This is a genomic window from Janthinobacterium rivuli, from assembly GCF_009208735.1.
In the GTDB taxonomy this organism is placed as follows: domain Bacteria; phylum Pseudomonadota; class Gammaproteobacteria; order Burkholderiales; family Burkholderiaceae_D; genus Janthinobacterium.
This window is the reverse complement of sequence record NZ_WFLJ01000030.1, coordinates 1-22,834: the sequence shown is the minus strand read 5'-3', so window position 1 is coordinate 22,834 and position 22,834 is coordinate 1. Positions and strand designations below refer to the sequence as shown.

Below are 22,834 nucleotides of genomic sequence, written 5' to 3'. Positions count from 1 at the left end.
TGCGGCCTGGCTAGGCGCAATACGGACTGGGCATGGGGCATTATCGGTTCAAGCGGGCGCACGCCATCGGCGGAACAGGGGGGCAAATGCCCTGTATTTCCTTTACTCTCCAGTAACCTTAGCGGGACTTGCGCGCCTCGGCCTGTTTCACCGCCTGTTCGATGGCGCCGAACAGGGATTTACCGTCATCGCCCAGCATCTCCAGGCGGACGACGTCGCCGAACAGCAGGAATGGCGTGCTGGCGACGCCATCGGCGATCATCTCCTGGTTACGTCGCTCAACGATGCTGGAAAACCCCTTCTTGACTTCCTTGTTGGCGACCCCGCCCGCGCTGACCACGCTGCCGGCGCGCGCGTTGCGCGTCTGGCACAGATGGGCGAGCAATTGCGGATAATTGAACGCCATGTCGGCGCCCGCGTGGGGCTGGCCCGTCAACTTGCCGTTCAGGCTGCAGCGCAGCGCGTAATGCACCTTGCCGCCGCGCCAGGCATCGCCCAGCTCGTCGGGCGTGATGGCGACGGGCGAGCACGCCATTGCCGGCTTCGCTTGCAGGAAGCCGTAGCCGCCCGCCTGTTCGTCGGGCGCCAGGTTGCGCAGGGTGATGTCGTTGACCAGCATCAACAGCTTGATGTTCAAGTGCGCCTGGTCTGGCGTCGACCCCATGGCCACGTCGTCCGTGATGGCGGCGATGCCGGCCTCGTAATCGATGCCCCACTGCTCGTGCGCCAAGACAATGTCGTCGTGGGCGCCGAGGAAATCGTCGCTGGCGCCCTGGTACATCCGTGGCGCGTCGCGCAGATTGGCGGGCGCCTCGATGCCCGCCGCCTTGCACGCACGCTCGATCTGCTGCAGGTAGGATGCGCCGGCTACGCGCAGGCTGCTGCGCGGCAAGGGCGCCATGCAGTTGGCGGGGTCGAACTCGAAGGCGCGATGGCCGCGGCCGCTATTGATCGTCTGGTACAGCAAGTCCAGCTGGGGCGCGATGAAACTCCAGTCGTCGAGCGCCTTTTGCAGGGTCGAGGCGATGCCATCGGCCAGATGGGCCGTTTTCAGGTCGCGCGAGACGACAGCCAGCTGGCCGTCGCGCGTGCCATCCTTCAGTGTAGCTAATTTCATGTGCGGGAAACTTCGTCAAATGCAGACAATGGAGGCCAAAGACGCCAAAAAGCCGGGATGTCCCGGCTTTGACGGTCAGGAAGAGGTTCAGGCCAGCAGGGCCAACTGTTCCGGGGTCAGATAGCACCACTCGCCTTCGGCGATACCCAGCGATTCCAGGGTCAGGCTGCCGATGGCGGAACGGTGCAGCGCGCTGCAATGGTTGCCGGCGGCGGCCAGCATGCGCTTGACCTGGTGGTACTTGCCTTGCTCGAGCACGATTTCCAGCTGGAATTCTCCGCGCTTGACGCAGACGAGGGCCGCCAGCGGGGCCGGCTCGTCGTGCAATTGCACGCCTGCCAATAGCTGCGCCACCAGTTCATCGGTCACGGGCTCTTGCGTGGTGGCCTGGTAAATCTTGGGAACGTGACGCTTCGGCGACGATTGTGCATGGATAAACGCGCCATCGTCGGACATCAGCAACATGCCGGTCGTATCGTGGTCGAGCCGGCCGACGGGCTGGACTTCGCGCCAGGTGAATTGTTCCGGCAGCAGGGTCAGCACGCCAGGATGATGGCTGGGCTTGCGCGAGCATTCGAAGTTGGCGGGCTTGTTCAGCGCCAGGTACACGTGCATGCGGACCACCCACTCTTCTTCGAACACGTGCAGCACCAGGCCTTCGGTCTCGACGGTGGTGCGGTAATTGGTCTGGGTGACGCCATCGATGACGACATCGCCATCCTCGATGAGGGAACGACAATATTTACGGGTGCCAAAACCCTGCGATTGCAGGATGCGGTCTAGGGATAATTTACTCATGGGCGTGACTTTACCAGAAGCGGCTGGCAGCGTGAAGCGGCGGCACCTGGCGCTCGCGCGACGGTGCCGGCGGCACGAAACCATGGCGCAGGCAGAAATACCAAAAAGAACAAGGTGAGATTTGGCGAGAAATGGATGATTCCTTTGAGATATATCAAGCGCTCGGAATATCGCATTGATAGACTGAAACTTCGTTAGGAATCCGCCTAATGAGCCTTAGGAATAATATCTAGGCAATCACTGACAAGGACATCGTATGAAGCATACCGATACCATCGCCTTACAAGGGAGCATCGCCGACATGCGCCAGCGCATCGCCACGGAACAGTCGGCCATGCACAAAGTCAGACTCGGCGTGGCGCGCTGGAGCAACGCCGCCGCACCGCAGGAGGCGGACGCGCGCCCCTCGCCGGCGAGCCAGATGCGTTGGCATGCCGAGGCGCAATGCCATTTCATGTGCTGGCTGGAACTGGGCGGTTTTGCGCAGGCGGAAGCGGATGCGGCGGCCGACAACGTAAGCGCACCTGCCATGGCGGACATGCCGCCCGACACCAGCATCAGCGCGGCAACCGCGCCGGCCCGGCAATCTAGCGCCGCGCCGCTGCCCGCGCACTGCAACGGCTGCGCCGTCTGAGCGCGGCCCAGCCGACCAGCCATGCCCCACCCTCGCATGCCTGCCCTCCCCGCACGCCCAGACACAGCCGGCGACAACATCCCATCGACCATGAATCACGCACAAAAGGAAACGGCGGCATTGCGCCGCCGTTCCCAAGCCCCATCGGGACTTTAGTGAGGAATGTAAATTCACTCAAAACCACATCTGCGATGCGGCAAGTAGTTCCAAGACCTGCCAATCAAGTTAGTACTGACAACATAGTTGATATATCGCCCCTCCTTGAAAAGAACTACGCTTTCACTATAGCCCAAGCAGCCCCTTTTTCAAGCCAATTTACCATCTTATTGAAAATCATTCTCGACTGGCTTGCCTGCGTGCCAAGAGTGATATCTTCAGCGCAACGCCGGTTGTGACTGCTGCACGGCCGCCTTCATGGCGCCGGCGCCCATGGCGGCGCCAAACTTCTTCAGCACCCGTTCCGGCAAACCTTCATGCTGCGTATAGTCGACGATGTCTTCCGCCTTGACGACGTCGCGCGCCACGCTGTCGACCGTGCCGAAATCGTCGGCCAGGCCCATTTCCACGGCTTTCGCGCCCGTCCAGTACAGGCCCGAGAAGGTATCGGCCGTTTCCTTCAGGCGCTTGCCCCGTCCCGCGCGCACCACGTCGATGAATTGCTGGTGGATTTCATTGAGCATGCCTTGCGCATACGCCTTGTGCTTGTCCGTCAGGGGGCTGAACGGGTCCATGAAGCCCTTGTTCTCGCCCGCCGTCAGCAACCGGCGCTCGACGCCGACCTTTTCCATCACGCCCGTGAAGCCGAAACCATCCATCAGCACGCCGATCGAGCCGACCACGCTGGCCTTGTTGACGTAGATGCGGTCGGCGGCGGCGGCGATGTAGTAGCCGCCCGAGGCGCACATTTCATCGACCACCACATACAGGGGCTTGTCCGGATAGCCCTTGCGCAGGCGCTGCATCTCGTCGACGATCATGCCGGCCTGCACGGGACTGCCGCCCGGACTATTAATATGCAGCACCACGGCGACGGAACCGCTATCGGAAAACGCCTTGTCCAGCGCGGGGATGACGACGGCGGCCGAGCCGCTGCCTTCGGACTCGATGGCGCCGCTGATATCGATCAGGGCCGTGTGGCGGCCCAGGGTCTCGCCGTCGTCGGCCGTGTTGTAGTCATAAAACACCCACAAGGCGAACAGCACGATCAGCAGGCCGAAGATCTTGAAAAAGATGCTCCAGCGGCGGTGCGCGCGTTGCTCTTGCAACGTGGCAAATACCAGCTTTTCCAGCACGTCGCGCTCCCAGTTCCCCGCAGGGGCACCGTGGCCGGCGGCTGGCGCGCTGCTGTCCAGCTTGTCATTCGTGTTATCGCTCATGGTTCACTTTGCTTAAATTACAGAAGGCCTGCCCCGGCCTCAGGCCGGCAATGGCTGGACATACTCGTCGGGTTGCCAGTACAGCTGGCCATCGCGCTCGGCCACGGCGATCGGACGCAGGCGCCCGCCCTTGCAGGGGCCGCCCGCACACAAGCCGCTTTCCGGCACATAGATGGCGCCATGCGTCGAACACATCAGGTACAAGCCGCTGGACTCGAAAAACTCGCCCTCCGCCCAATCGAGTTCAATGGGCACGTGGGCGCAGCGATTCAGGTAACCATATGCCTTGCCGCCATGGCGCACGACAAAGCCGGTGGTCGCTTCGCCACCGGCCGAGACGGGAAAGCGCACGCCCTTGCCGCCATCGGCGACGGCATCGGCGGCGCAAATGAAAACGTCGACAGCCTCGCCCATCATGCGTTCTCGCTCAGCCATTGATGCAGGTCCGCCACCGTGGCGGCCGAATACAGCGGGTGGCACGCTTGCAACTGTTCCACCGGATGCGCTCCATACTCTACGGCAATACCGGCCGCGCCTGCATTGCTTGCCATCAACAAATCATGACTGGTGTCGCCAATCATCACGGTGCGCCGCATGTCCTGCCCCAGTTCGCGCGTCAGCTCCTGCAGCATGGCCGGATGGGGCTTGGAAAACGTTTCATCGGCGCAGCGCGTCGCATCAAACAGCGACAGCAGCTTGACGGCATTCAGCGAACGGTTCAGGCCGACACGGCTCTTGCCCGTGGCGACGGCCAGAAAGTACGCTTGCTGCGACAATTCCAGCAGCATTTCGTGCACGCCGGGAAACAGTGTCAGCTCGTGATCGCGCGACAGATAGTGATAACGGTAGCGCTCGGCCATGCGCGCATGGTATTTCGGCTCCACGTCCGGCATCACCAGCTGCATGGCTTCCTGCAAGCCCAGGCCGATCACGTGCGAAGCGACCAGCTCGGTGGGAATTGGCAAGCCCAGGTCTTTGGCCGATGCCTGGATGCACTTGACGATGGTCGAGGTACTGTCTATCAGGGTACCGTCCCAATCGAAGACGATCAGATCAAATTGCTTTCTTGCCATGTTTCCCGACGGCATAGCCGCCGGCTCCTTGAGAATGAATGATGGCCTGACTATCTTGTGGATAGTCCCGGCCACACTTAACGTGCGGCAACAGCCAATGGTTTGCCCAAGCTTACCAAGAAACGCTCGCATTCGGCAGCCAGCGGTGCGTTCAGGGTCATGCTCTTGCCCGTTTCCGGATGCGTGAACGTGATTTGATGCGCATGCAGGAACATGCGTTTCAGGGCGCCGCGCGTGCTGTCGGCTTTCAACAGGGCACGGTTGAGGGCGAAGTCGCCATATTTATCGTCGCCGGCGATGGGGAAACCGGACGAGGACAGGTGCACGCGGATCTGGTGCGTGCGTCCCGTCTTCAATTCCGCTTCCAGCAAGGCGAAGTTGTGATATTTATGCAACAGTGAAAACACCGTGTGCGACGCCAGTCCATCGGCCTGCACGGCCACCCGGCGCTCGCCTTCGGCCGTCGTATATTTATGCAGCGGCAACTTGATATGCTGGCGCGCATTCTTCCAGTCGCCGGCCACCAGCACCAGGTAGCGCTTGTCGGTGACGCCGTCGCGCATCTGCTCGTGCAAATTCGTCAACGCGGAACGTTTCTTTGCCAACAACAGCAAGCCGGACGTGTCGCGGTCCAGGCGGTGCACCAGCTCCAGGAACTTGGCGTCGGGGCGCGAGGCGCGCAATTGCTCGATCACGCCGAACGAGACGCCCGAGCCGCCATGCACGGCCACGCCGGCCGGCTTGTCGATGACGAGCAGTTGCGCATCCTCGAAGATGATCTTGAACTCGGCGGCCGGCGCGCCCGTGGGCGCCTTTTCGGCCACGCGCACGGGTGGAATGCGCACCACGTCGCCGGCGGCGAGACGGTACAGCTGATCGATACGGCCTTTATTGACCCGCACTTCTCCCGATCGCAATATCCGGTAGATGTGGCTTTTAGGCACTCCCTTGCACACTCTTAATAAGTAGTTGTCGATACGCTGGCCTGCTTCTTCCTCGGCGATCGTTACGAATTGGGCTTGCGGCTGAACCGGGGGTGTTGAAGGGGGAACAACATCATTTTGACTCTTCATTTACTATGTCTTCCCAGAAATCTCTCTAAGTCCTTCATTTTGAATATATAATTGTTTTTGCTGCGGCCCTGGCTGCTGCGAGTGTAAGAATAAAAGCACATTTTACACAGGGGCGTCTCCACCGGCCTCGCCAAATTGCAAATTCGGTGGAAAAAAATGTATATGCACCATCGCTGCGCGAATCAAGGTTGCACCGTAGTTGTAATCGGATAACGCGTGGAGATGCTGAAGTGAGTGTATTGGATTATAAGGATAAGTACCCGTTAGCGCGACTTATCGAGTCGGGCTCGCGGGTTGATGAAGTTGATAACGCTTGCCGTTTTCGCCAAACCCCGTATGCGGCCACAATGCTGAGGGTTGTCGATGAATAGGCTGAGGCCAAGCCTCGCCATCGCGATCCCTGTAATGAGCTGGCTTACGATTTGGCTCTGAATTTGCTGACCACTTGCATTCTCTGCCCCCGGCATCCGGGCTGTTTCAGATGAGTTGCAAGTGTCCCGTGCACTCGGCATGACGATCGACCTCACCGCGCCTGTTGCGGCCGTAACGTATACCTCGTACGCGTTGTTGCTCCGCACGCCTAGGCATTTCCCCCGCCAGCACTCCCGTTCTCGCATATATCCCTGTACTTCGTCGCTTCCCTGGAAGCGGCTTTGAGATGGCCTACGGGTCGCGGAGTTATAAAAATGAAACGCATGTTGTTTAATGCCACGCAGCAAGAAGAACTGCGCGTAGCGATTGTCGACGGACAAAAACTGATCGACATCGATATCGAGACAGCCGGGCGCGAACAGCGCAAATCCAACATCTACAAAGGCGTGATCACGCGCATCGAGCCATCGCTCGAAGCGTGCTTCGTCAGCTATGGCGAAGACCGCCACGGCTTCCTGCCTTTCAAGGAAGTTGCCCGCACGTATTTCCGCGAAGGCGTCGACGTGCGTAACGCTTCCGTCAAGGAAGCGCTGCGCGAAGGCCAGGAAATCATGGTCCAGGTCGAAAAGGAAGAGCGCGGCAACAAGGGCGCCGCCCTGACCTCGTTCGTCTCGCTGGCCGGCCGTTACCTGGTCCTGATGCCGAACAACCCGCGTGGCGGTGGCGTATCGCGCCGCGTGGAAGGTGAAGAGCGCCAGGAATTGCGCGAAACCATGGATAAACTGGACTTGCCTGCCGGCATGTCCGTCATTGCCCGCACCGCCGGCATCGGCCGCAACGTCGATGAACTGCAGTGGGACTTGAATTACCTGATGCAACTGTGGCGCGCCATCGAAGGCGCCGGCAAGTCGGCCAACGGCGCTTTCCTGATCTACCAGGAATCGTCGCTCGTCATCCGCGCCATCCGCGACTACTTCCAGCCCGACATCGGCGAGATCCTGATCGACACCGACGAGATCTACGACCAGGCGCACCAGTTCATGAGCCACGTGATGCCCGACATGGTGCACCGCGTGAAACGCTACAGCGACGACGTGCCGCTGTTCTCGCGCTTCCAGATCGAACACCAGATTGAAACAGCGTACAGCCGCACCGTGCCGCTGCCATCGGGCGGCGCCATCGTGATCGACCATACCGAAGCGCTGGTGTCCGTCGACGTCAACTCGGCGCGCGCCACGCGCGGCTCGGACATCGAGACGACCGCCTTCAACACCAACTGCGAAGCGGCCGAAGAAGTGGCCCGCCAGCTGCGTTTGCGCGACCTGGGCGGCCTGATCGTCATCGACTTCATCGACATGGAAGTGGCAAAAAATCAGCGCGAAGTGGAACAGCGTCTGAAAGATGCGCTGCACCATGACCGTGCCCGTGTACAAATGGGCAAGATTTCCCGCTTCGGCCTGATGGAACTGTCGCGCCAGCGCCTGCGCCCTTCGCTGTCCGAAGGCTCGCACGTGACGTGCCCGCGCTGCTCCGGCACCGGCCACATCCGCGATACGGAATCGTCCGCCCTGCAGGTGCTGCGCATCATCCAGGAAGAGGCGATGAAGGAAAACTCGGCCACCATCCACGTGCAAGTGCCCGTGGACGTGGGCGCCTTCCTGCTGAACGAAAAGCGCGGCGAAGTGCTCAAAATCGAGAACCGCCACCGCATCGCCGTGATCCTGATCCCGAACAAGCATCTGGAAACGCCGCACTACAAGCTGGAACGCATCAAGCACGACGATCCGCGTCTGGAAGACAGCCAGGCCAGCTACAACCTGGCCGAAAGCGCTGAAACCGACATGGCTTACAGCAAGCGCCAGAAGGAAGAGGCCAAGCCGCGCCAGGAAGCCGTCGTCAAGACGATCACCCCTGACCAGCCGGCACCGCTGGTCGAGCGCAAGCCCGTCGAAGCGAAACCGGCTCCGGTGGCCGCGCCTGCCGCGCCACAAGGCTTGATCGCCAAGATCATCAGTTTCTTCACCGGCGCCCCGGCACCGGTGGCGCCAGCGCCTGCCCCGGTCGCACCAGCCAAGCCGGCCGGCACCGACCGCGGCGACCGCAACAGCCGTGGCCCGCGTGGCCGTGGCCGCAACGGCAAGCCTGGCCGCGAAGAGCGCGAACCGGGCCAGGGCCGTCCAGCCCAGGACGATGCCGCGAAAGAAGCGGAAGCACTGGAAAAAGCGGCCCGTCCGCCACGCCCGCCGCGTCCGCCACGCGAACCGCGTGAAGCGCGCGAGAACGGCGATACGGCAGCGGCGCCACGCGAGCGCGGTGAACGCGCGGAACGTCCCGAGCGCACCGAGCGCCCGGAACGCGCCGAGCGTCCGCCACGCCAGCCACGCGAAGGCCGCGAACCACGCGCCGACAAGGCTGTTGTTGCTGAAGTGAAAGCCGAAGAGCTGGCATTGGTTGGCGCCACCGCCAGCGCCGTGAACGTCGTCGTGCCGTCCAACGGCCCTGAATCCGACGCCGCACCGGCGAACCTGCTGAAAGCGCCGGCGAATGCCGGCCCTGAAGGCGAAGAGACGGAAAACGACGTGGAAGGCGAAGAACCGCGCCGCCGCCGTCGTCGTGGCGGCCGCAACCGCAACCGCCGCGACCGCGAAACGGGCGAACTGATCGAATCGGCAAACGGCGAGAACGAAGGCCAGGACGCGCCAGTGATCAGCTTTACGGTCGCTCCGGCGCCGGAAGCTGCCGCCGATGCTACCCCGGTCGCCGTCGTGGCTGCCGCTGTCGTCGCCGTCGCAGCGCCAGTGGAAGCCGCAGCCGACACCGCGCCAGCCATCGTGGCTGAAGTCGTGGAAGTGGTGGAAGTGGTCAAGGTGGTGGACATCGCCAAGGCCGAAGCAGCCGCTCCTGCCGCGGAAGCGGCACCCGTTGCTGAAGTAACCGCAGCGGCGGCCCCTGTCGAAGTGGCTGCAGCGCAAGCTGAACCAGCCGCTGCCGAACCGGCACCGGTTGCCGAGTACAGCTTTACCGAGAAAGTGCAAGCCGCACCAGCGCCAGCAGCAGCGGAAGTCATCGTCGAAGCGGCGCCAGTCGTGGAAACGGTTGCTGTCGTGGCAACCGTCGCCGTGGCCGAAGAAGCTCCAGCACCAGCGCCGGTAGCGGAAGCGGCGCCTGCCGTGGTGGAAGCGGCGCCGGTGCTTGCCGAAGTTGCTCCAGCTCCTGCGGCAACGCCTGTCGTTGCTCCAGCGCCAGCGCCAGCTCCTGCAGCGCCCGTCGCCGCGCCGCTGGACTTGAACGCGGTGCTCGGTTCGGCCGGTCTGACCCTGGCCGCCACCGATCCGGAAAAACTGCGCCTGGCGCAGGAAGCGGCCGCCAAGGCAGTCGCTCCGGTACGCAAACCGCGCGAACGCAAGCCATTGCCGCCGCAATCGGATGAGCCGTTGATCCAGGTCAACACGCAACGTCCTTAAGCGCGCAGGGTTCGCCCCGCCGCCAATCATAAAAAGGGGGAGCTCAGGCTTCCCCTTTTTTACGTCCACTTCTTTGCCAGCCAGCCGCCATGCACGAGAACGCCAACCTTCCCCGCCCCGCCCCCGTCAGCCTGCGCAGCGCCTTCTGGTACTGGCTCAAGCTGGGCTGCGTCAGCTTTGGCGGCCCGGCCGGGCAAATCGCCATGATGCATGCGGAACTGGTGGAAAGGCGGCGCTGGATTTCCGAGCAGCGTTTCCTGCACGCCCTGAACTACTGCATGCTGCTGCCGGGGCCGGAAGCGACCCAGCTGGCCATCTATATCGGCTGGCTGATGCACCGCACGCGCGGCGCCCTCGTGGCGGGCCTACTATTCCTGCTGCCCTCGCTGCTGCTGCTGATCGTCCTGTCCTGGCTCTACATGGCATATGGCCACGTGGCCGCCATCGCCGGCGTCCTCTACGGCATCAAGCCGGCCGTCGTCGCCATCGTGCTGGCGGCCGCCTGGCGACTGGGCCGTCGCACCTTGCGCAGCCCCGGCCTGATCGCCATCGCGGCGGGCGCATTTGTCGCCATCGCCGCGCTACGGCTGCCATTTCCCCTGATCGTGTTCACCGCCGCCCTGCTGGGCATGGCGGGGGGACGCTGGCTGCCGGCCCACTTTCATGTCAACGGCGCGCACCATGGCGGCGCGGCCCGCTACGGCGCCGCCCTGATCGATGACGATACGCCCACGCCGCAGCACGCGCGCTTCAGCTGGCCGCGCCTGCTTGGCACGGCCGCCGTGGGCCTGGCCCTGGCCTTCCTCGCCTGGCTGGGCCTGGCGCTGGCAGGCGGCGCGGACCAGCCGCTGGCGCAGATGGGCGTGTTTTTCAGCAAGGCCGCCCTGCTGACGTTTGGCGGCGCGTATGCCGTGCTGCCCTACCTGGTGCAGGGTGCCGCCGACCATTACCACTGGATCAGCAGCACGCAGATGATGGATGGCCTGGCGCTGGGCGAAACGACGCCCGGCCCCCTGATCATGATCGTCGCCTTCATCGGTTTTGTGGGCGGCTGGAGCCATGCCGTGACGGGGGAACACCTGTGGCTGGCGGGCGTCTGCGGCGCGCTCGTCGCCAGCTGGTTTACTTTCCTGCCCTCGTTTATCTTCATCCTGGCCGGCGCGCCGGTGGTGGAAGCGTCGCGTGGCAATTTGCGCCTGAGCGCGCCATTGACGGCCATCTCGGCGGCCGTGGTGGGCGTCATCGCCAGCCTGGCCCTGTTCTTTGGACACCATGTGTTCTGGCAAGAAAACCCGCTGCCGCACTGGGACTGGCTGGCCATCGGCATCGCGCTCGCGGCCGGCCTGGCGCTGATCAGGTTTCAAATGGGAACCATCAAATTGCTGCTGGTCTGCGCCGCCGTCGGCCTGGCGCGTGCCTGGCTGGCTTGAACACGGACGCGTCGCGCCGGACTATCATTCCATCGCGCCGGCATCACCAGAATCTCCGCCAATCAGTGCGGAGGATATTATTGCACTATTATTAATAACACCAATTTGATGTATGTCAATTCAAACGGCGGCATATAAAAACCATTAATAAATAGAATATTTATTTCAGCAATTTAATATCTCCCCCATTCTCACTCCAGCAGCCAGACCAGGCCTCGACACGCATGGCGCCACACTCTGCGTGGCTGCACCGCGATCGGTTCGTCATGCCCCGAGATATAGTTCGCAAATAAATAAATGTGGCATATATGCAACAAATGAAAATTTGATTATTTGAATGAGAGCAAGGACGTATACTTACCGCAAAGCAAATTACTGTTTCACCGTCATTAACCCGGCAGTTTCCTAGAAAATATCCATTAATGCGCGCACAACAATCACATCATCCCATGCACACTTCCGCGATCAGGACACTCATGCTCGGCTGCGCCAGTCTATGGCTGCTGAGCGCTTGCTCGACACTCGACGTCGGCACGGCCAAGCTCTCCACGGCCGAGGTACGCGCCACGCTGCAGGACGACAAGGCGGCCCTGGCGCGCGACGTGGAACCGCTGAACGGCCCCCTGACCCTGGATGGCGCCATCGCCCGCGCCATCAAATACAACGCCGAGCGCCGCTACAAGGCCATGGAGGAAGCTGTTGCCATGGGCACCTTCGAGGCAGGGCAGTTCGACATGCTGCCCAAGCTGATCGCCTCGGCCGGCTACCGCGACCGCAACAATGACCTGATCACGCGCAGCGTCGATTCCGTCACGGGCGCGCCATCGCTGGCCAATCCCTACATCTCGTCCAGCCGCCAGGTACTGAGCACGGAACTGGGCATTTCCTGGAGCTTGCTCGATTTCGGCCAGAGCTACTACGCGGCGCGGCAGAACGCGGACCGCGTGATGATCGCCGGCGAGCGCCGCCGCAAGGCCCTGCACAACCTGATACTCGACGTGCGCACCGCCTACTGGCGCGTGGTGGCGGCGCAGAAGCTGGTACCGCTGCTGCGCGGCACCATCGCCGAATCGGAAGCGGCACTGAAGGATGCACGCACGGCGGAGAGCGACCGCATCCGTTCGCCGCTGGAACCGTTGCGCTACCAGCGCCAGTTGCTGGAAAACCTGCGCCTGCTGGAAACCATCGAGCAGGAACTGTCGACGGCGCGCGTGGAGCTGGCGGCCCTGACCGCCCTGCCGCTGAGCAGCGACTACAGCGTGGTCGAGGCGGGCGGCGACGTCAACACGGCCTGGCTGAACCAGCCGATCGACAAAATGGAAGAAGTGGCGCTGCTGCGCAATCCCGACTTGCGCGAAGGCATCTACAACGCCCGCATCGCCCAGCAGGAAACCCGGCGCACCATGCTCAAGCTGTTCCCCGGCCTGTCCTTCAACTACGGCGTCAAGCACAGCAACGACGATTACCTGATCCACCAGAACTGGAACGAGGCCGGCGCGCAGATCTCGTTCAACCTGCTGGGCCTGTTATCGGCGCCGGCGCAGATGCGCCTGGCCGACGCGGGCGTGAGCCTGGCGAACCAGCGCCGCATGGCCATGCAGATGGCAGTGCTGAGCCAGCTTCACATTGCTCGCCAGCAATACGCCAACACGGCCCGCCAGTATGAGCGCGCCGACGCCATCGCCGAAGTGGACGGGCGTATCGCCCAGCACATCGCCAACCAGGCCGAGGCGCAGAAGCAGTCGGCGCTGGACCGCATTTCGCAGCAAAGCACGGCCGTGCTGTCGCAGCTGCGCCGCTACCAGGCCCTGTCGAACGCGCAGGCGGCCGCGTCGCGCCTGCAAGCCACGCTGGGCATGGAACCGGTGGTCAACGGCTCGTCCGACATGCCGCTGGCCGAACTGACGGCGGCCGTCGCGCAATCGCTGCAGACCTGGAATCAGGGCCAGCTGCCATCGCCTGAGGACCGTCCATGAAGTTGGTCGCACCCGCAATACGCATGACCCTGGCCGCCGCGCTGGCCCTGACCTTGCAGCACACCGCCCTGGCCGCCGCGCCGCAGCCGGCCGGCGCCGGCGCCACGCTGGAAACGCGGGAAATCCGCGCCCAGCTGGCGCCGCGCCGCTACACCACCCTCGCTGCCGAGATCGGCGCCAAGATCAACCGCCTGCCGCTGCCGGAAGGCGCGGCCTTCAAGCAGGGACAGTTGCTGGTGCAGTTCGACTGCGTGCTACAGCAGGCCCAGCTGGCCAAGGCGGAAGCGGCGCGGATGGCGGCCGAGACCAACTGGCATGGCAACCAGAAACTCGCCGACCTCAATTCCGTGGGCAAGGTCGAGCTCGACATTTCCAGGGCCGAAGCGCTCAAGGCGCAGGCCGAAGTGGCCGCCAACCGGGCCTTGCTGGGCAAGTGCCAGGTCGTCGCGCCGTTCGCCGGCCGCATCGCCGAGCAAAAGGCGCGCGAGCAGCAATACGTGCAGCCGGGCCAGGCCCTGCTGGAAATTCTGGACGACAGCACCCTGGTGCTGGAATTCATCATTCCATCTCGCTGGATGAGCTGGGTGCGCAACGGCACGCCCTTCCAGGTCAGCATCGACGAAACGGGCAAGACCTATCCGGCCAAGGTGCAGCGCATCGGCGCCCGCGTCGATCCCGTCAGCCAGTCCGTCAAGCTGAGCGCCGTCATCGACGGGCGCTTCGGCGAGCTGATCGCCGGCATGAGCGGCAAGGTACTGATGCAGCCGCCGGCAAAATGATTTTTTCAACCTGCTTAGAGCACAAGGAGAGCACATGAAATCTCGTCCATACCGCATCGCCCGCCGCATGACGCTCGCTGCCGTCGCCGCCGCCGCGGCCAGCTGGAGCACGGCCAGCTACGCCTGCCCCGCCGAACCCTATGTGTCCAGCATTTGCGTGATGGCCTGGACCCGCAATGACCTGTACGGCTACATGCCGGCCAACGGCCAGTCCCTCAACGTCAACCAGAATGCCGTGCTGTTCTCGCTGCTGGGCACGACCTATGGCGGCAACGGCAACACCACCTTCAACCTGCCGGACCTGCGCGGCCGCACCGTGATCGGTGCCGGCACCGTCGACGCCAACACCAGCTACACGGTGGGCCAGAAGGTAGGCGCCGTCAGCGCCACCCTGACCATGGCCAATCTGCCGGCCCATACGCATACCTTGCCGGCGGTCGACTTGAGCAAAGTCAGCGGCTCGGTCAACCTGGCGCAGACGACCGGCACGCCCACCACCATTTCGATGACGCCCGTCACCTACAACGCCAATACCAGTGCGCTGACGCTGACGCTGAAAGCCAGCAGCGCCGCGGGTGCATCGGCCACGCCGCTTGCCGGCAGCGTGCTGGGCGCGGCGAACGGCCCGGCGCCGAAGCTGTATAACAACATCGCGCCCGACGTGGTCATGGGCGGCGGCTCCCTGGGCGGCAGCATTAACGTCACCTCCACCGGTTCGCCGACCATTGCACTGGCCGGCACCGCGCCGGTGACACTAAGCGGTTCCCTGCCGGCAACCGTCAGCGGCATTACGGGCGCGGGCACCGCGTTCAGCATCATGCAGCCGTCCATGGCCATGTATTACTACATCGCCGCCGTCGGCGTCTACCCGCAGTCGAACTGACGGACCTCGCCACCTAACCTTGTGTTGCGCGGCCGCCTCCGAGCGGAGCGGCCGCCGAAATCATCATGCAGCCACACCGCCTCTTTCAAGTCTTGCTATCGCTGACGCTGCTGGCGGCGCCAGCGGGCGCGCGCGCCGCGCGGCCGGCCGACCACGCCCAGCCGCTGCAAGCCGCGTATGCCTTGCTGGGCAAGGGAGACTATGCCAACGCCTACCCGGCCTTCCTGCGCCACGCGGAAAAAAACCCCCTGGCCCAGTTCACCCTGGCCCAGTTCCACCAGAATGGCTGGGGCCGGCCAGCCGACCAGGACGCCGCCTGCGCGTGGTACGACAAGGCCGCCCAGGGCAAGATACCGACGGCCCTGCATTTCGCCGGCGACTGCCTGATGCGCACGCCGGACGCGCCGGGCAATGCCGCCGCCGCGCTGGCCAGCTACCTGGCCGCCGCCGCGAACGGCCACCTCATTTCGCTGTGCTCGGCCAGCGAATTCTATATCCGCGGCCGCTACGTCGCCCGCGACGTGCCGCACGGTCTGGCGCTGTGCGCCAAGGCGGCGCAGGCCGGTTCGCCGCCAGCCATGCTGAAGCTGGCCAATTACCTGCGCCAGGATCCCGACGTGCCGCACGACGCGGCCCTGGCGCGCCACTGGTACCGCATGGCGGCGGAACGCCAGGTCGACGAGGCGCGCTACCAGCTGGCCATCATGCAAGCGCAGGGAGAAGGCGGCGAAGCCGAGGGCGAGGCGGCGCTGCTTGCCCTGGAAGAACTGGCCGGCAAGGGCTATGTGCCCGCCTACCTGCCCACGGCGGCGCTGTACGCCCACCTGCCGCCCGACGCCGATACGGGCGCGCCCGCCGCCGCCAACCTGGCCAAGATCTATCTGTGGGCCAGCGCCGCCCGCAGCCGCCTGAGCGACCCCGCGCTGCAAGACCAGGCCAGGCAGTTGCAGGACCAGGTGCTGGCCATCATGCCGGCCGCATGGCGGCCGGCGCTGGACCGCAAGATCGACGCCCACCTCGCCCCATTCGCCGCCCCAGGCACGCCGCTCAAGCGCGCCAGTCACGTATCACCAGGAGCCTGACATGAATCATCCCCTCTTCCCTGCCGCGGCAACGACTGCCGTCCGCCGTCCGCTGCACCGCGCCTCGCAACTGCTGCCGCTGGAGCAGCGTTTCATGTTCGACGGCGCCGTCGCCGATGCGGCACACGCGGCGCAGGCGCATGAAAGCGCGCCGCCGCCACCGCCGCCAGCCGTCACGGTGCGCGCGGCCGAACCGGCCAGGGACGAGGGCAGGAAGGAAGTCGTGCTGGTCGATACGTCGCTGGCCAACTACAAGAGTCTGGAGGCGGGCGTGCGCGCCGGCGTCGGCATCGTCGAATTCGACGGCAGCCGCGACGGCCTGGCGCAGATCGCGCAGTGGGCCGCCAGCCAGCGCGGCCTCGATGCGATCCATATCCTGGCGCACGGCGCGCAAGGCGTCCTCAATCTCGGCAGCGCGCGCCTGACCGAAGCCTCGCTGGGCCAGGCCGCCACGCAGGCCGAGCTGGCGCAGCTGGGCCAGGCGCTGACGGCCGATGGCGACCTGCTGCTGTACGGCTGCGACATTGCCGCCGGCAGCGGCACGGGCCTGCTCGACGGCCTGGCCCGCGCCACCGGGGCCGACGTCGCCGCCTCGACCGACCTGACGGGCGCCGCGCGCCTGGGCGGCAACTGGACGCTGGAAAAACACAGCGGCACCATCGAGGCGCGCGAACTGGCGCTGCAGCAGTACGATGGCGTGCTCGACACCGTCAACTTCAGCGACAGCGACGTGCCGAACCCCTATACGCCGTCCACCATCAACAAGATCGTCGCCAACACCACGGGCATCGGCTCGCCCTCCGTGAATATCGCCTTTTTCTCCGAGCAGATGGCGTTCGACGCGGGCGGCCTGTATGCCTACGACGGCAGAGTCAACGGCGACGACATCCAGCTGACCATCACCGCCCAGAGCGGCTACTGCTTCGACCTCACGGGCCTGGCGGCACTGGCCAACACGGGCATGGTCAAGTTCACGCTGACCTATGCCGACGGCTCCCCCGGCATCAGCTTCGTGCAGCACGGCATCCCCTCGTTCGGCAGCATGGGCAACATCGCCGCGCTGGGTATGCCGATCGACAACGTCACCAAAATCGTCATCAGCTCCGATTCGTATGCGATCTTCCAGAACTTCATCATCACCGACGTGCAGCAAATCCCGCCGCCGCCCACCACCACGGTGACGGGCGCCACGCTGTCGGCCGACACCGGCACCAGCGGCACCGATTTCATCACCAGGACGGCGGCGCAAACCATCACCGGCGCACTGTCGAGCGCGCTGGGCGCCGGCGAGTGGGTACAGGTATCGTATGACAACGGCACCAGCTGGAGCAATGCCACCAGCAGCAGCGTCGGTTCGCAATTCTGGAGCACCGCCACCACGCTGGCCGGCAGCAGCACCTTCCTCGCGCGCGTGGCCAATGCCGGCGGCAAGGGCAGCGCCTATGCCCACGCCTACCAGCTCGACACCACCGCGCCGACGATCAGCTTCAGCGGCCTGGCGCTGTCGGACGATACGGGCACGAGCGGCAGCGACTTCATCACCAACACGTCCGCCCAGACCATCAGCGCCACCCTGAGCGCGGCGCCGGCCGCCGGCGACATCGTCTACGGCTCGCTCGACAACGGCGCCACCTGGATCAACATCACCAGCAAAGTCTCCGGCACGACCTTGACGTGGAACGGCGTGAACTTCGCCGAAGGCAGCAACACCCTGCAGTTGCGCGTCACCGACCTTGCCGGCAACGATGGCACTGCCACCTCGCGCGCCTACAGGCTCGACACCACCGCACCCGGCACCAGCTTCACCGGCATCGCGCTGTCGGCCGACACGGGCATCAGCAACACCGATTTCATCACCAGGACGGCGTCGCAGACCATCAGCGCCACCCTCAGCAGCGCGCCGGGCGCCGGCGACGTCGTCTGGGGCTCGACCGACGGCGGCAACAGCTGGACCAACATCAGCAACAAGGTCTCCGGCACCGCGCTGAGCTGGAACGGCGCCACGCTGGGCGCCGGCAGCAACGCCATCATGCTCAAGGTCACGGACGCGGCCGGCAACGACAGTTCGCTGAGCTTCCAGAACTACACGCTCGACATCACGGCGCCCACCACCAGCGTGGCCACGGCCAGCTTCTCGGCCGATACGGGCACCTCCTCGACCGACTTCATCACCAAAACGGCGGCGCAAACCATCAGCGGCACGCTGTCGGCCAACCTGGCCAGCGGCGAGAAGGTCTACGTCTCGCTCGACAACGGCAGCACCTGGACGGCCGCCACCGCCACCGTCGGCCAGAATACCTGGTCGCTGTCCGGCAACACGCTGAGCACCAGCAACACGCTCAAGGTAAAGGTCAGCGACGCGGCCGGCAATGACGGCACCGTCCTGTCGCAAGCGTACACCTTCGACACCAGCGCGCCGACGATCACCTTCAGCGGCCTGGCGCTGTCGGCCGACACTGGCGCCAGCAACACCGACTTCATCACCGGGACGGCGGCGCAAACCATCAACGCCACCCTGAGCAGCGCGCCGGGCGCCGGCGACATCGTCTACGGCTCGCTGGACAACGGCGTCACCTGGACCAACATCACCGGCAAGGTGGCCGGCACGACGCTGAGCTGGGATGGCGTGACCCTTGCCGGCAGCAACACGCTGCAGCTGAAAGTGGTCGACGCGGCCGGCAACGAAGGCACTGCGCAAAGCAAGGCCTACACCCTGGACACGGCCCCCCCCGCCACGCCAGGCGCACCGACGCTGGCGCCGGGCAGCGACAGCGGCGCCTCGGCCAGCGACGGCATCACCAACGTCAGCTCGCCAACCTTCACCGGCACGGCGGAAAGCGGCACCACCGTCACCCTGTACGACGGCGCCACCGTGCTGGGCACGGCCATCGCCACCGGCGGCAACTGGAGCATCACTGCCACGACCATGGGCAATGGCAGCCACGCCATCACCGTCACCGCCACCGACACGGCCGGCAATGTCTCGAACGCCTCGGCCGCGCTGATGATCAGCATCGACACCATCGCGCCGGCCGTCAGCTCCGTCGCGGTGCCGGCCAACGCCACCTACTACAGCGGCGACGCGCTCGACTTCACGGTCAATTTCGGCGAGGCGGTCACGGTCGACACCAGCGGCGGCACGCCGCGCATCGCCCTCGTCGTCGGCGCCACCACGCGCTACGCCGAGTATGTGTCCGGCTCCGGCGGCAGCGCGCTGCTGTTCCGCTACACGGTGCCGAACGGCGACAGCGACGCCAACGGCATCACCGTGGGCCCATTGTCGCTCAATGGCGCCAGCATGAAGGATGCGGCCGGCAACGACGCCGTGACCACCCTGAACAGCGTCGCCAGCACGGCCGGCGTCAACGTCGACGGCTTGAACGCCAGCGTCACCGGCGTCCAGGCCAGCACCGCCGACGGCGCCTATGGCGTCGGCGCGACCATCACCATCACCGTCAGCTTTTCCAGCGCCGTCAACGTCAACACCAGCGGCGGCACGCCGACCCTGGCGCTCGACGGCGGCGGCACGGCCACCTACACGGGCGGCTCGGGGACCGGTACGCTGACCTTCAGCTACGTCGTGGCGGCGGGCCAGAACAGCGCCGACCTCGATGTCAGCTCGACGGCCGCGCTGGCGCTGAACGGCGCCACCATCGTCACCGCCGGCGGCAGCCAGCAAAATGCGGTTCTCAGCCTGGCCACACCGGGCACGGCCGGCTCGCTGGGCGCCAACAAGGATATCGTCATCGACACGGCCGCGCCGACCAATACCGTGGCGACGGTCGCCTTTTCCAACGACAGCGGCGCCTCGGCCAGCGACTTCATCACCAAGACGGCGGCGCAGACCATCGGCGGCACGCTGGCGGCCAGCCTGGCGGCCGGCGAACATGTCTACGTCTCGCTCGACAACGGCACCACCTGGACCCTGGCCGCCGCCGCGACGGGCGGCAATGCCTGGTCGCTGTCCGGCCAGACCCTGGCGGGCAGCGGCACGCTGCAGGTGCGCGTCAGCGACGACGCCGGCAACCACGGCGCCGCCTACACGCAGGCGTATGTGCTCGACACCACGGCGCCGACGGTCGGCTTCAGCGGCGTGGCGCTGTCGGCCGACACGGGCACCAGCAACACCGACCTGATCACCAACACGGCGGCGCAAACCGTCAGCGCCACGCTGTCCGCGCCGCTGGCGGCCGGCGACATCGTGTATGGCTCGCTCGACAACGGCGCCACCTGGACCGACATCACGGCCAAGGTGGCCGGCACCACCCTGTCGTGGGACGGCGTCGTCCTGTCCGGCAGCGACACGCTGCAGCTGAAAGTGGTCGATGCCGCCGGCAACGACGGCGTCGCCACCAGCGCGGCCTACGTGCTCGACACGAGCGCCCCCGCCACCGGCGTGGCCAGCGTCGCCTTTTCCAACGACAGCGGCGCCTCGTCCTCCGACTTCATCACCAAAACGGCGGCGCAAACCGTCAGCGGCACGCTGTCGGCCAACCTGGCAGCCGGCGAGCGCGTGCTCGTCTCGCTCGACAACGGCGCCACCTGGAGCGACGCCAGCGCCACCATCGGCCAGAACACCTGGTCGCTGGCCGGCCAGACGCTCACCGCCAGCAACACCCTGCTGGTCAAGGTGTCCGATACGGCCGGCAACGACGGCGTCGCGACGAGCCAGGCGTATGTCTACGATACGGCCGCCAGCGTGCCCACCGTCGACACGACGTCGAGCATGAGCAGCACGCCCGTGCTGAGCGGCTCGGCGACGCTGGCGGCCGGCGAAACCATGACCGTCACCGTCGGCGGCGCCACCTATGCCGTCGTTCCCGCGGCGGGCACCTGGAGCCTGGACCTGGCCACCGCCGTACCGCTCAGCGGCACGCTGACGCTGGCCCTGAACCAGCGCTACGAGGTGGTGGCCAGCGTCACCGACCTGGCCGGCAACGTCGCCAGCGACAGCAGCAATGGCGAACTGACCATCGGCACGCTGGTGACGCAGCCCACCACCGGCATCACCGGCGCCGCGCTGTCGGCCGACACGGGCGCCAGCAACAGCGATTTCATCACCAACGTGGCGCAGCAAACCATCGGCGGCAGCCTGTCGGCCCCGCTGGCAGCCGGCGAATCCGTGCAGGTCTCGCTGGACAACGGCGCCACCTGGCAAACCGCCGCCAGCAGCGCCAGCGGCTGGTCGCTGGCCGGCGCCACGCTGGCCAGCGGCAGCAACACGCTGCTGGTCAAGGTCAGCAACAGCGCCGGCGACGGTCCCGTGTACGCGCACGCCTATGTGCTCGACACCGTCGCCCCCGTCGCCACGGCCACCTCGGCCGCGCTATCGGGCGAGAATGTACTTGGCGGCAGCCTCTCGGCGCCGCTGGCGGCGGGCGAATCCGTGCTCGTCTCGCGCGATGGCGGCGCCAGCTGGCAGGTGGCTGGCGTGTCCGGCAACAGCTGGTCGCTGGCCGGCGTCGCCGCCGGCCAGGTGCAAGTGGTGGTGCGCGATACGGCCGGCAACAACGGCGCCATCCTGACGGCGCAAGTGAGCGTACCGGTGACGCCGCCCGTGGCGGTGGTGCCGCCCGTGCGCGTGCTGCCGGAAGCCCCCGCGCCGGCGGACAAGGTCGCCGAAACGGCCCCCGCCAGCGCTGCCGCCGGAGCCCTCCCCGGCGTGCTGGCACCGGACACGCTGGCGCTGTTCAGCCCGAGCAGTGCCAGCGGTGGGCGCGGGGCCGACGTGGCCAGGAGTCCGCTGGCCCCCGTCAGCATCGCCGCCCTGACCAACCCCGCCATGCTGCTGACGGCCTTCACGCCGACCGGCTTGCCGGAACTGCCGTCGCGCAGCGATGCGCTGCTCGTGCAGGTGCCGATCGGCGACAAGGCCTTCAACATCGGCGAACGCATCGCGGTGCAACTGGCGCCCGACGCCTTCGTGCAGTCCGGCGGCGGCACGCCGTTCCAGCTCAGCGCACAGCAGGCGGACGGCAGGCCGCTGCCGGCCTGGCTCAGGTTCGACAGCCGCGCGGCGCGCTTCGAGGGAATGGCGCCGCCGGGCTTCGAAGGCACGCTGCACTTCACGGTCACGGCGCGCGACGCCCAGGGACGCATCGCCGTGCAGACCTTCAAGATCGTCATCACCCGCGATGGCCAGGCCATCAAGAGCTCGGCGCGCGACGCCGGCCCGGCAGAACCCGTGGGACGTCCCGGCCTCAGTGCCCAGCTGGGCGCCGTGCGTGGCGCGGGCGCCGAGCGCCTGGCGGCGTTGTCGCGTAGCGTGGCGGCGGCGAAAGCGCATGCATGAACGACGCGGTAGCATTTGATCCTCTGCTGACCTTGCTCGAGCTGGCCCAACGCGCACGCGCCGCGGCCAGCGCCAACGAGCTGGCTTTCCTGCTGGTCAACGACAGCCGCGCGCTGGCGCCGTACCGCCAGGCCGCGCTGTGGTTCGACGCCGGCGGCGTGCACACCCTGTCGGGCGTGGTGGAAGTGGAAGCCAACGCCCCGTATGCCCAGTGGCTCAATCAGCTGTGCCGGGCGCTGGCGGAGCGCCATGCGGACGCCGCGCCGCTGGCCGTCGAGGCGGCGCAACTGCCGCCCGCCATCGCCGCCGCCTGGGACGAATGGCTGCCCGTGGCCGTCACCTGGGTGCCGTTGCGCGCCACGGGCCGCGCCGGCGAGCAGGCGGGCCTGCTGCTGGCCGGCGACGCGCCGCTGCAGCCCGGGCAGCTGGCCCTGCTCGCCGAATGGGCCGATATCTGGCAGCATGCGTGGCGCGCCAGGCAGGGG

At 65.7% G+C, this 22,834-nt stretch carries 14 protein-coding genes and 1 pseudogene; 9 read left to right on the top strand and 6 right to left on the bottom strand.

Features of this window, described 5'->3' with window-relative positions:
* Positions 1-118: 118 nt before the first annotated feature.
* Positions 119-1,117 carry a fumarylacetoacetate hydrolase family protein gene (locus GCN78_RS27855; RefSeq protein WP_152254599.1) on the bottom strand — a complete coding sequence of 333 codons (999 nt, stop codon included), beginning with the start codon at positions 1,115-1,117 and terminating at the stop codon, positions 119-121.
* An 87-nt stretch (positions 1,118-1,204) separates the two neighbouring features.
* Complete coding sequence (locus GCN78_RS27850; protein ID WP_152254598.1) at positions 1,205-1,915, bottom strand: pseudouridine synthase; 711 nt, start codon at positions 1,913-1,915, stop codon at positions 1,205-1,207.
* Positions 1,916-2,171: 256 nt separating this feature from the next.
* Here GCN78_RS27850 and GCN78_RS27845 point away from each other — a divergent pair, with 256 nt between their 5' ends.
* The gene (locus tag GCN78_RS27845; RefSeq protein WP_152254597.1) at positions 2,172-2,549 is read left to right on the top strand and encodes a hypothetical protein; all 378 of its coding nucleotides are present in this window, start codon (positions 2,172-2,174) and stop codon (positions 2,547-2,549) included.
* A gap of 374 nt (positions 2,550-2,923) precedes the next feature.
* On the opposite strand, the gene GCN78_RS27840 is transcribed toward GCN78_RS27845, so the two are convergent.
* The 4 genes from GCN78_RS27840 to GCN78_RS27825 form a co-directional block, all read right to left on the bottom strand.
* The gene (locus GCN78_RS27840; RefSeq protein WP_152254596.1) at positions 2,924-3,925 is read right to left on the bottom strand and encodes a S49 family peptidase; all 1,002 of its coding nucleotides are present in this window, start codon (positions 3,923-3,925) and stop codon (positions 2,924-2,926) included.
* Positions 3,926-3,964: 39 nt separating this feature from the next.
* A complete protein-coding gene (locus tag GCN78_RS27835; RefSeq protein WP_152254595.1) occupies positions 3,965-4,342 on the bottom strand; it encodes a Rieske (2Fe-2S) protein in 378 nt (125 codons plus the stop codon).
* Positions 4,339-4,998 (bottom strand): HAD-IA family hydrolase, encoded by a 660-nt coding sequence (locus GCN78_RS27830; protein ID WP_152254594.1) that lies wholly within the window; start codon positions 4,996-4,998, stop codon positions 4,339-4,341. Before GCN78_RS27830 ends, GCN78_RS27835 begins: the two co-directional genes overlap by 4 nt.
* A gap of 77 nt (positions 4,999-5,075) precedes the next feature.
* Positions 5,076-6,071: an RluA family pseudouridine synthase gene (locus GCN78_RS27825; RefSeq protein ID WP_152254593.1), complete on the bottom strand. Its 996-nt coding sequence runs from the start codon at positions 6,069-6,071 to the stop codon at positions 5,076-5,078.
* Positions 6,072-6,757: 686 nt separating this feature from the next.
* On the opposite strand from GCN78_RS27825, the gene GCN78_RS27820 reads away from it, so the two are divergent.
* From GCN78_RS27820 to GCN78_RS27785, 8 genes and pseudogenes are all read left to right on the top strand, one after another.
* The gene (locus GCN78_RS27820; protein ID WP_152254592.1) at positions 6,758-9,907 is read left to right on the top strand and encodes an Rne/Rng family ribonuclease; all 3,150 of its coding nucleotides are present in this window, start codon (positions 6,758-6,760) and stop codon (positions 9,905-9,907) included.
* A gap of 89 nt (positions 9,908-9,996) precedes the next feature.
* A complete protein-coding gene (gene chrA / locus GCN78_RS27815) occupies positions 9,997-11,337 on the top strand; it encodes a chromate efflux transporter (protein ID WP_152254591.1) in 1,341 nt (446 codons plus the stop codon).
* A gap of 476 nt (positions 11,338-11,813) precedes the next feature.
* The gene (locus GCN78_RS27810; protein WP_152254590.1) at positions 11,814-13,313 is read left to right on the top strand and encodes a TolC family protein; all 1,500 of its coding nucleotides are present in this window, start codon (positions 11,814-11,816) and stop codon (positions 13,311-13,313) included.
* Positions 13,310-14,092: an efflux RND transporter periplasmic adaptor subunit gene (locus GCN78_RS27805; protein ID WP_152254589.1), complete on the top strand. Its 783-nt coding sequence runs from the start codon at positions 13,310-13,312 to the stop codon at positions 14,090-14,092. The genes GCN78_RS27810 and GCN78_RS27805 overlap by 4 nt, the downstream gene beginning before the upstream one ends.
* A gap of 34 nt (positions 14,093-14,126) precedes the next feature.
* Positions 14,127-14,975, top strand: coding sequence for a phage tail protein (locus tag GCN78_RS27800; RefSeq protein ID WP_152254588.1), 849 nt, complete (start codon positions 14,127-14,129; stop codon positions 14,973-14,975).
* A gap of 65 nt (positions 14,976-15,040) precedes the next feature.
* Positions 15,041-16,057, top strand: a complete 1,017-nt coding sequence (locus tag GCN78_RS27795; RefSeq protein WP_152254587.1) for a tetratricopeptide repeat protein — start codon at positions 15,041-15,043, stop codon at positions 16,055-16,057.
* A 1-nt stretch (position 16,058) separates the two neighbouring features.
* Positions 16,059-22,349 carry an Ig-like domain-containing protein gene (locus GCN78_RS27790; RefSeq protein ID WP_152254586.1) on the top strand — a complete coding sequence of 2,097 codons (6,291 nt, stop codon included), beginning with the start codon at positions 16,059-16,061 and terminating at the stop codon, positions 22,347-22,349.
* A pseudogene (locus GCN78_RS27785) lies at positions 22,346-22,834 on the top strand (secretion protein HylD); the annotation flags it as partial. The gene GCN78_RS27790 and the pseudogene GCN78_RS27785, both read left to right, overlap by 4 nt.

Excerpts from the sequence above, each read along its gene's own strand:
- GCN78_RS27825 (WP_152254593.1), bottom strand. The coding sequence starts at position 6,071 with ATGAAGAGTCAAAATGATGTTGTTCCCCCTTCAACACCCCCGGTTCAG.
- GCN78_RS27835 (WP_152254595.1), bottom strand. The coding sequence starts at position 4,342 with ATGATGGGCGAGGCTGTCGACGTTTTCATTTGCGCCGCCGATGCCGTC.
- GCN78_RS27850 (WP_152254598.1), bottom strand. The coding sequence starts at position 1,915 with ATGAGTAAATTATCCCTAGACCGCATCCTGCAATCGCAGGGTTTTGGC.
- GCN78_RS27845 (WP_152254597.1), top strand. The coding sequence starts at position 2,172 with ATGAAGCATACCGATACCATCGCCTTACAAGGGAGCATCGCCGACATG.
- GCN78_RS27840 (WP_152254596.1), bottom strand. The coding sequence starts at position 3,925 with ATGAGCGATAACACGAATGACAAGCTGGACAGCAGCGCGCCAGCCGCC.
- GCN78_RS27795 (WP_152254587.1), top strand. The coding sequence starts at position 15,041 with ATGCAGCCACACCGCCTCTTTCAAGTCTTGCTATCGCTGACGCTGCTG.
- GCN78_RS27855 (WP_152254599.1), bottom strand. The coding sequence starts at position 1,117 with ATGAAATTAGCTACACTGAAGGATGGCACGCGCGACGGCCAGCTGGCT.
- GCN78_RS27820 (WP_152254592.1), top strand. The coding sequence starts at position 6,758 with ATGAAACGCATGTTGTTTAATGCCACGCAGCAAGAAGAACTGCGCGTA.
- GCN78_RS27800 (WP_152254588.1), top strand. The coding sequence starts at position 14,127 with ATGAAATCTCGTCCATACCGCATCGCCCGCCGCATGACGCTCGCTGCC.
- chrA (WP_152254591.1), top strand. The coding sequence starts at position 9,997 with ATGCACGAGAACGCCAACCTTCCCCGCCCCGCCCCCGTCAGCCTGCGC.
- GCN78_RS27805 (WP_152254589.1), top strand. The coding sequence starts at position 13,310 with ATGAAGTTGGTCGCACCCGCAATACGCATGACCCTGGCCGCCGCGCTG.
- GCN78_RS27810 (WP_152254590.1), top strand. The coding sequence starts at position 11,814 with ATGCTCGGCTGCGCCAGTCTATGGCTGCTGAGCGCTTGCTCGACACTC.
- GCN78_RS27830 (WP_152254594.1), bottom strand. The coding sequence starts at position 4,998 with ATGGCAAGAAAGCAATTTGATCTGATCGTCTTCGATTGGGACGGTACC.
- GCN78_RS27790 (WP_152254586.1), top strand. The coding sequence starts at position 16,059 with ATGAATCATCCCCTCTTCCCTGCCGCGGCAACGACTGCCGTCCGCCGT.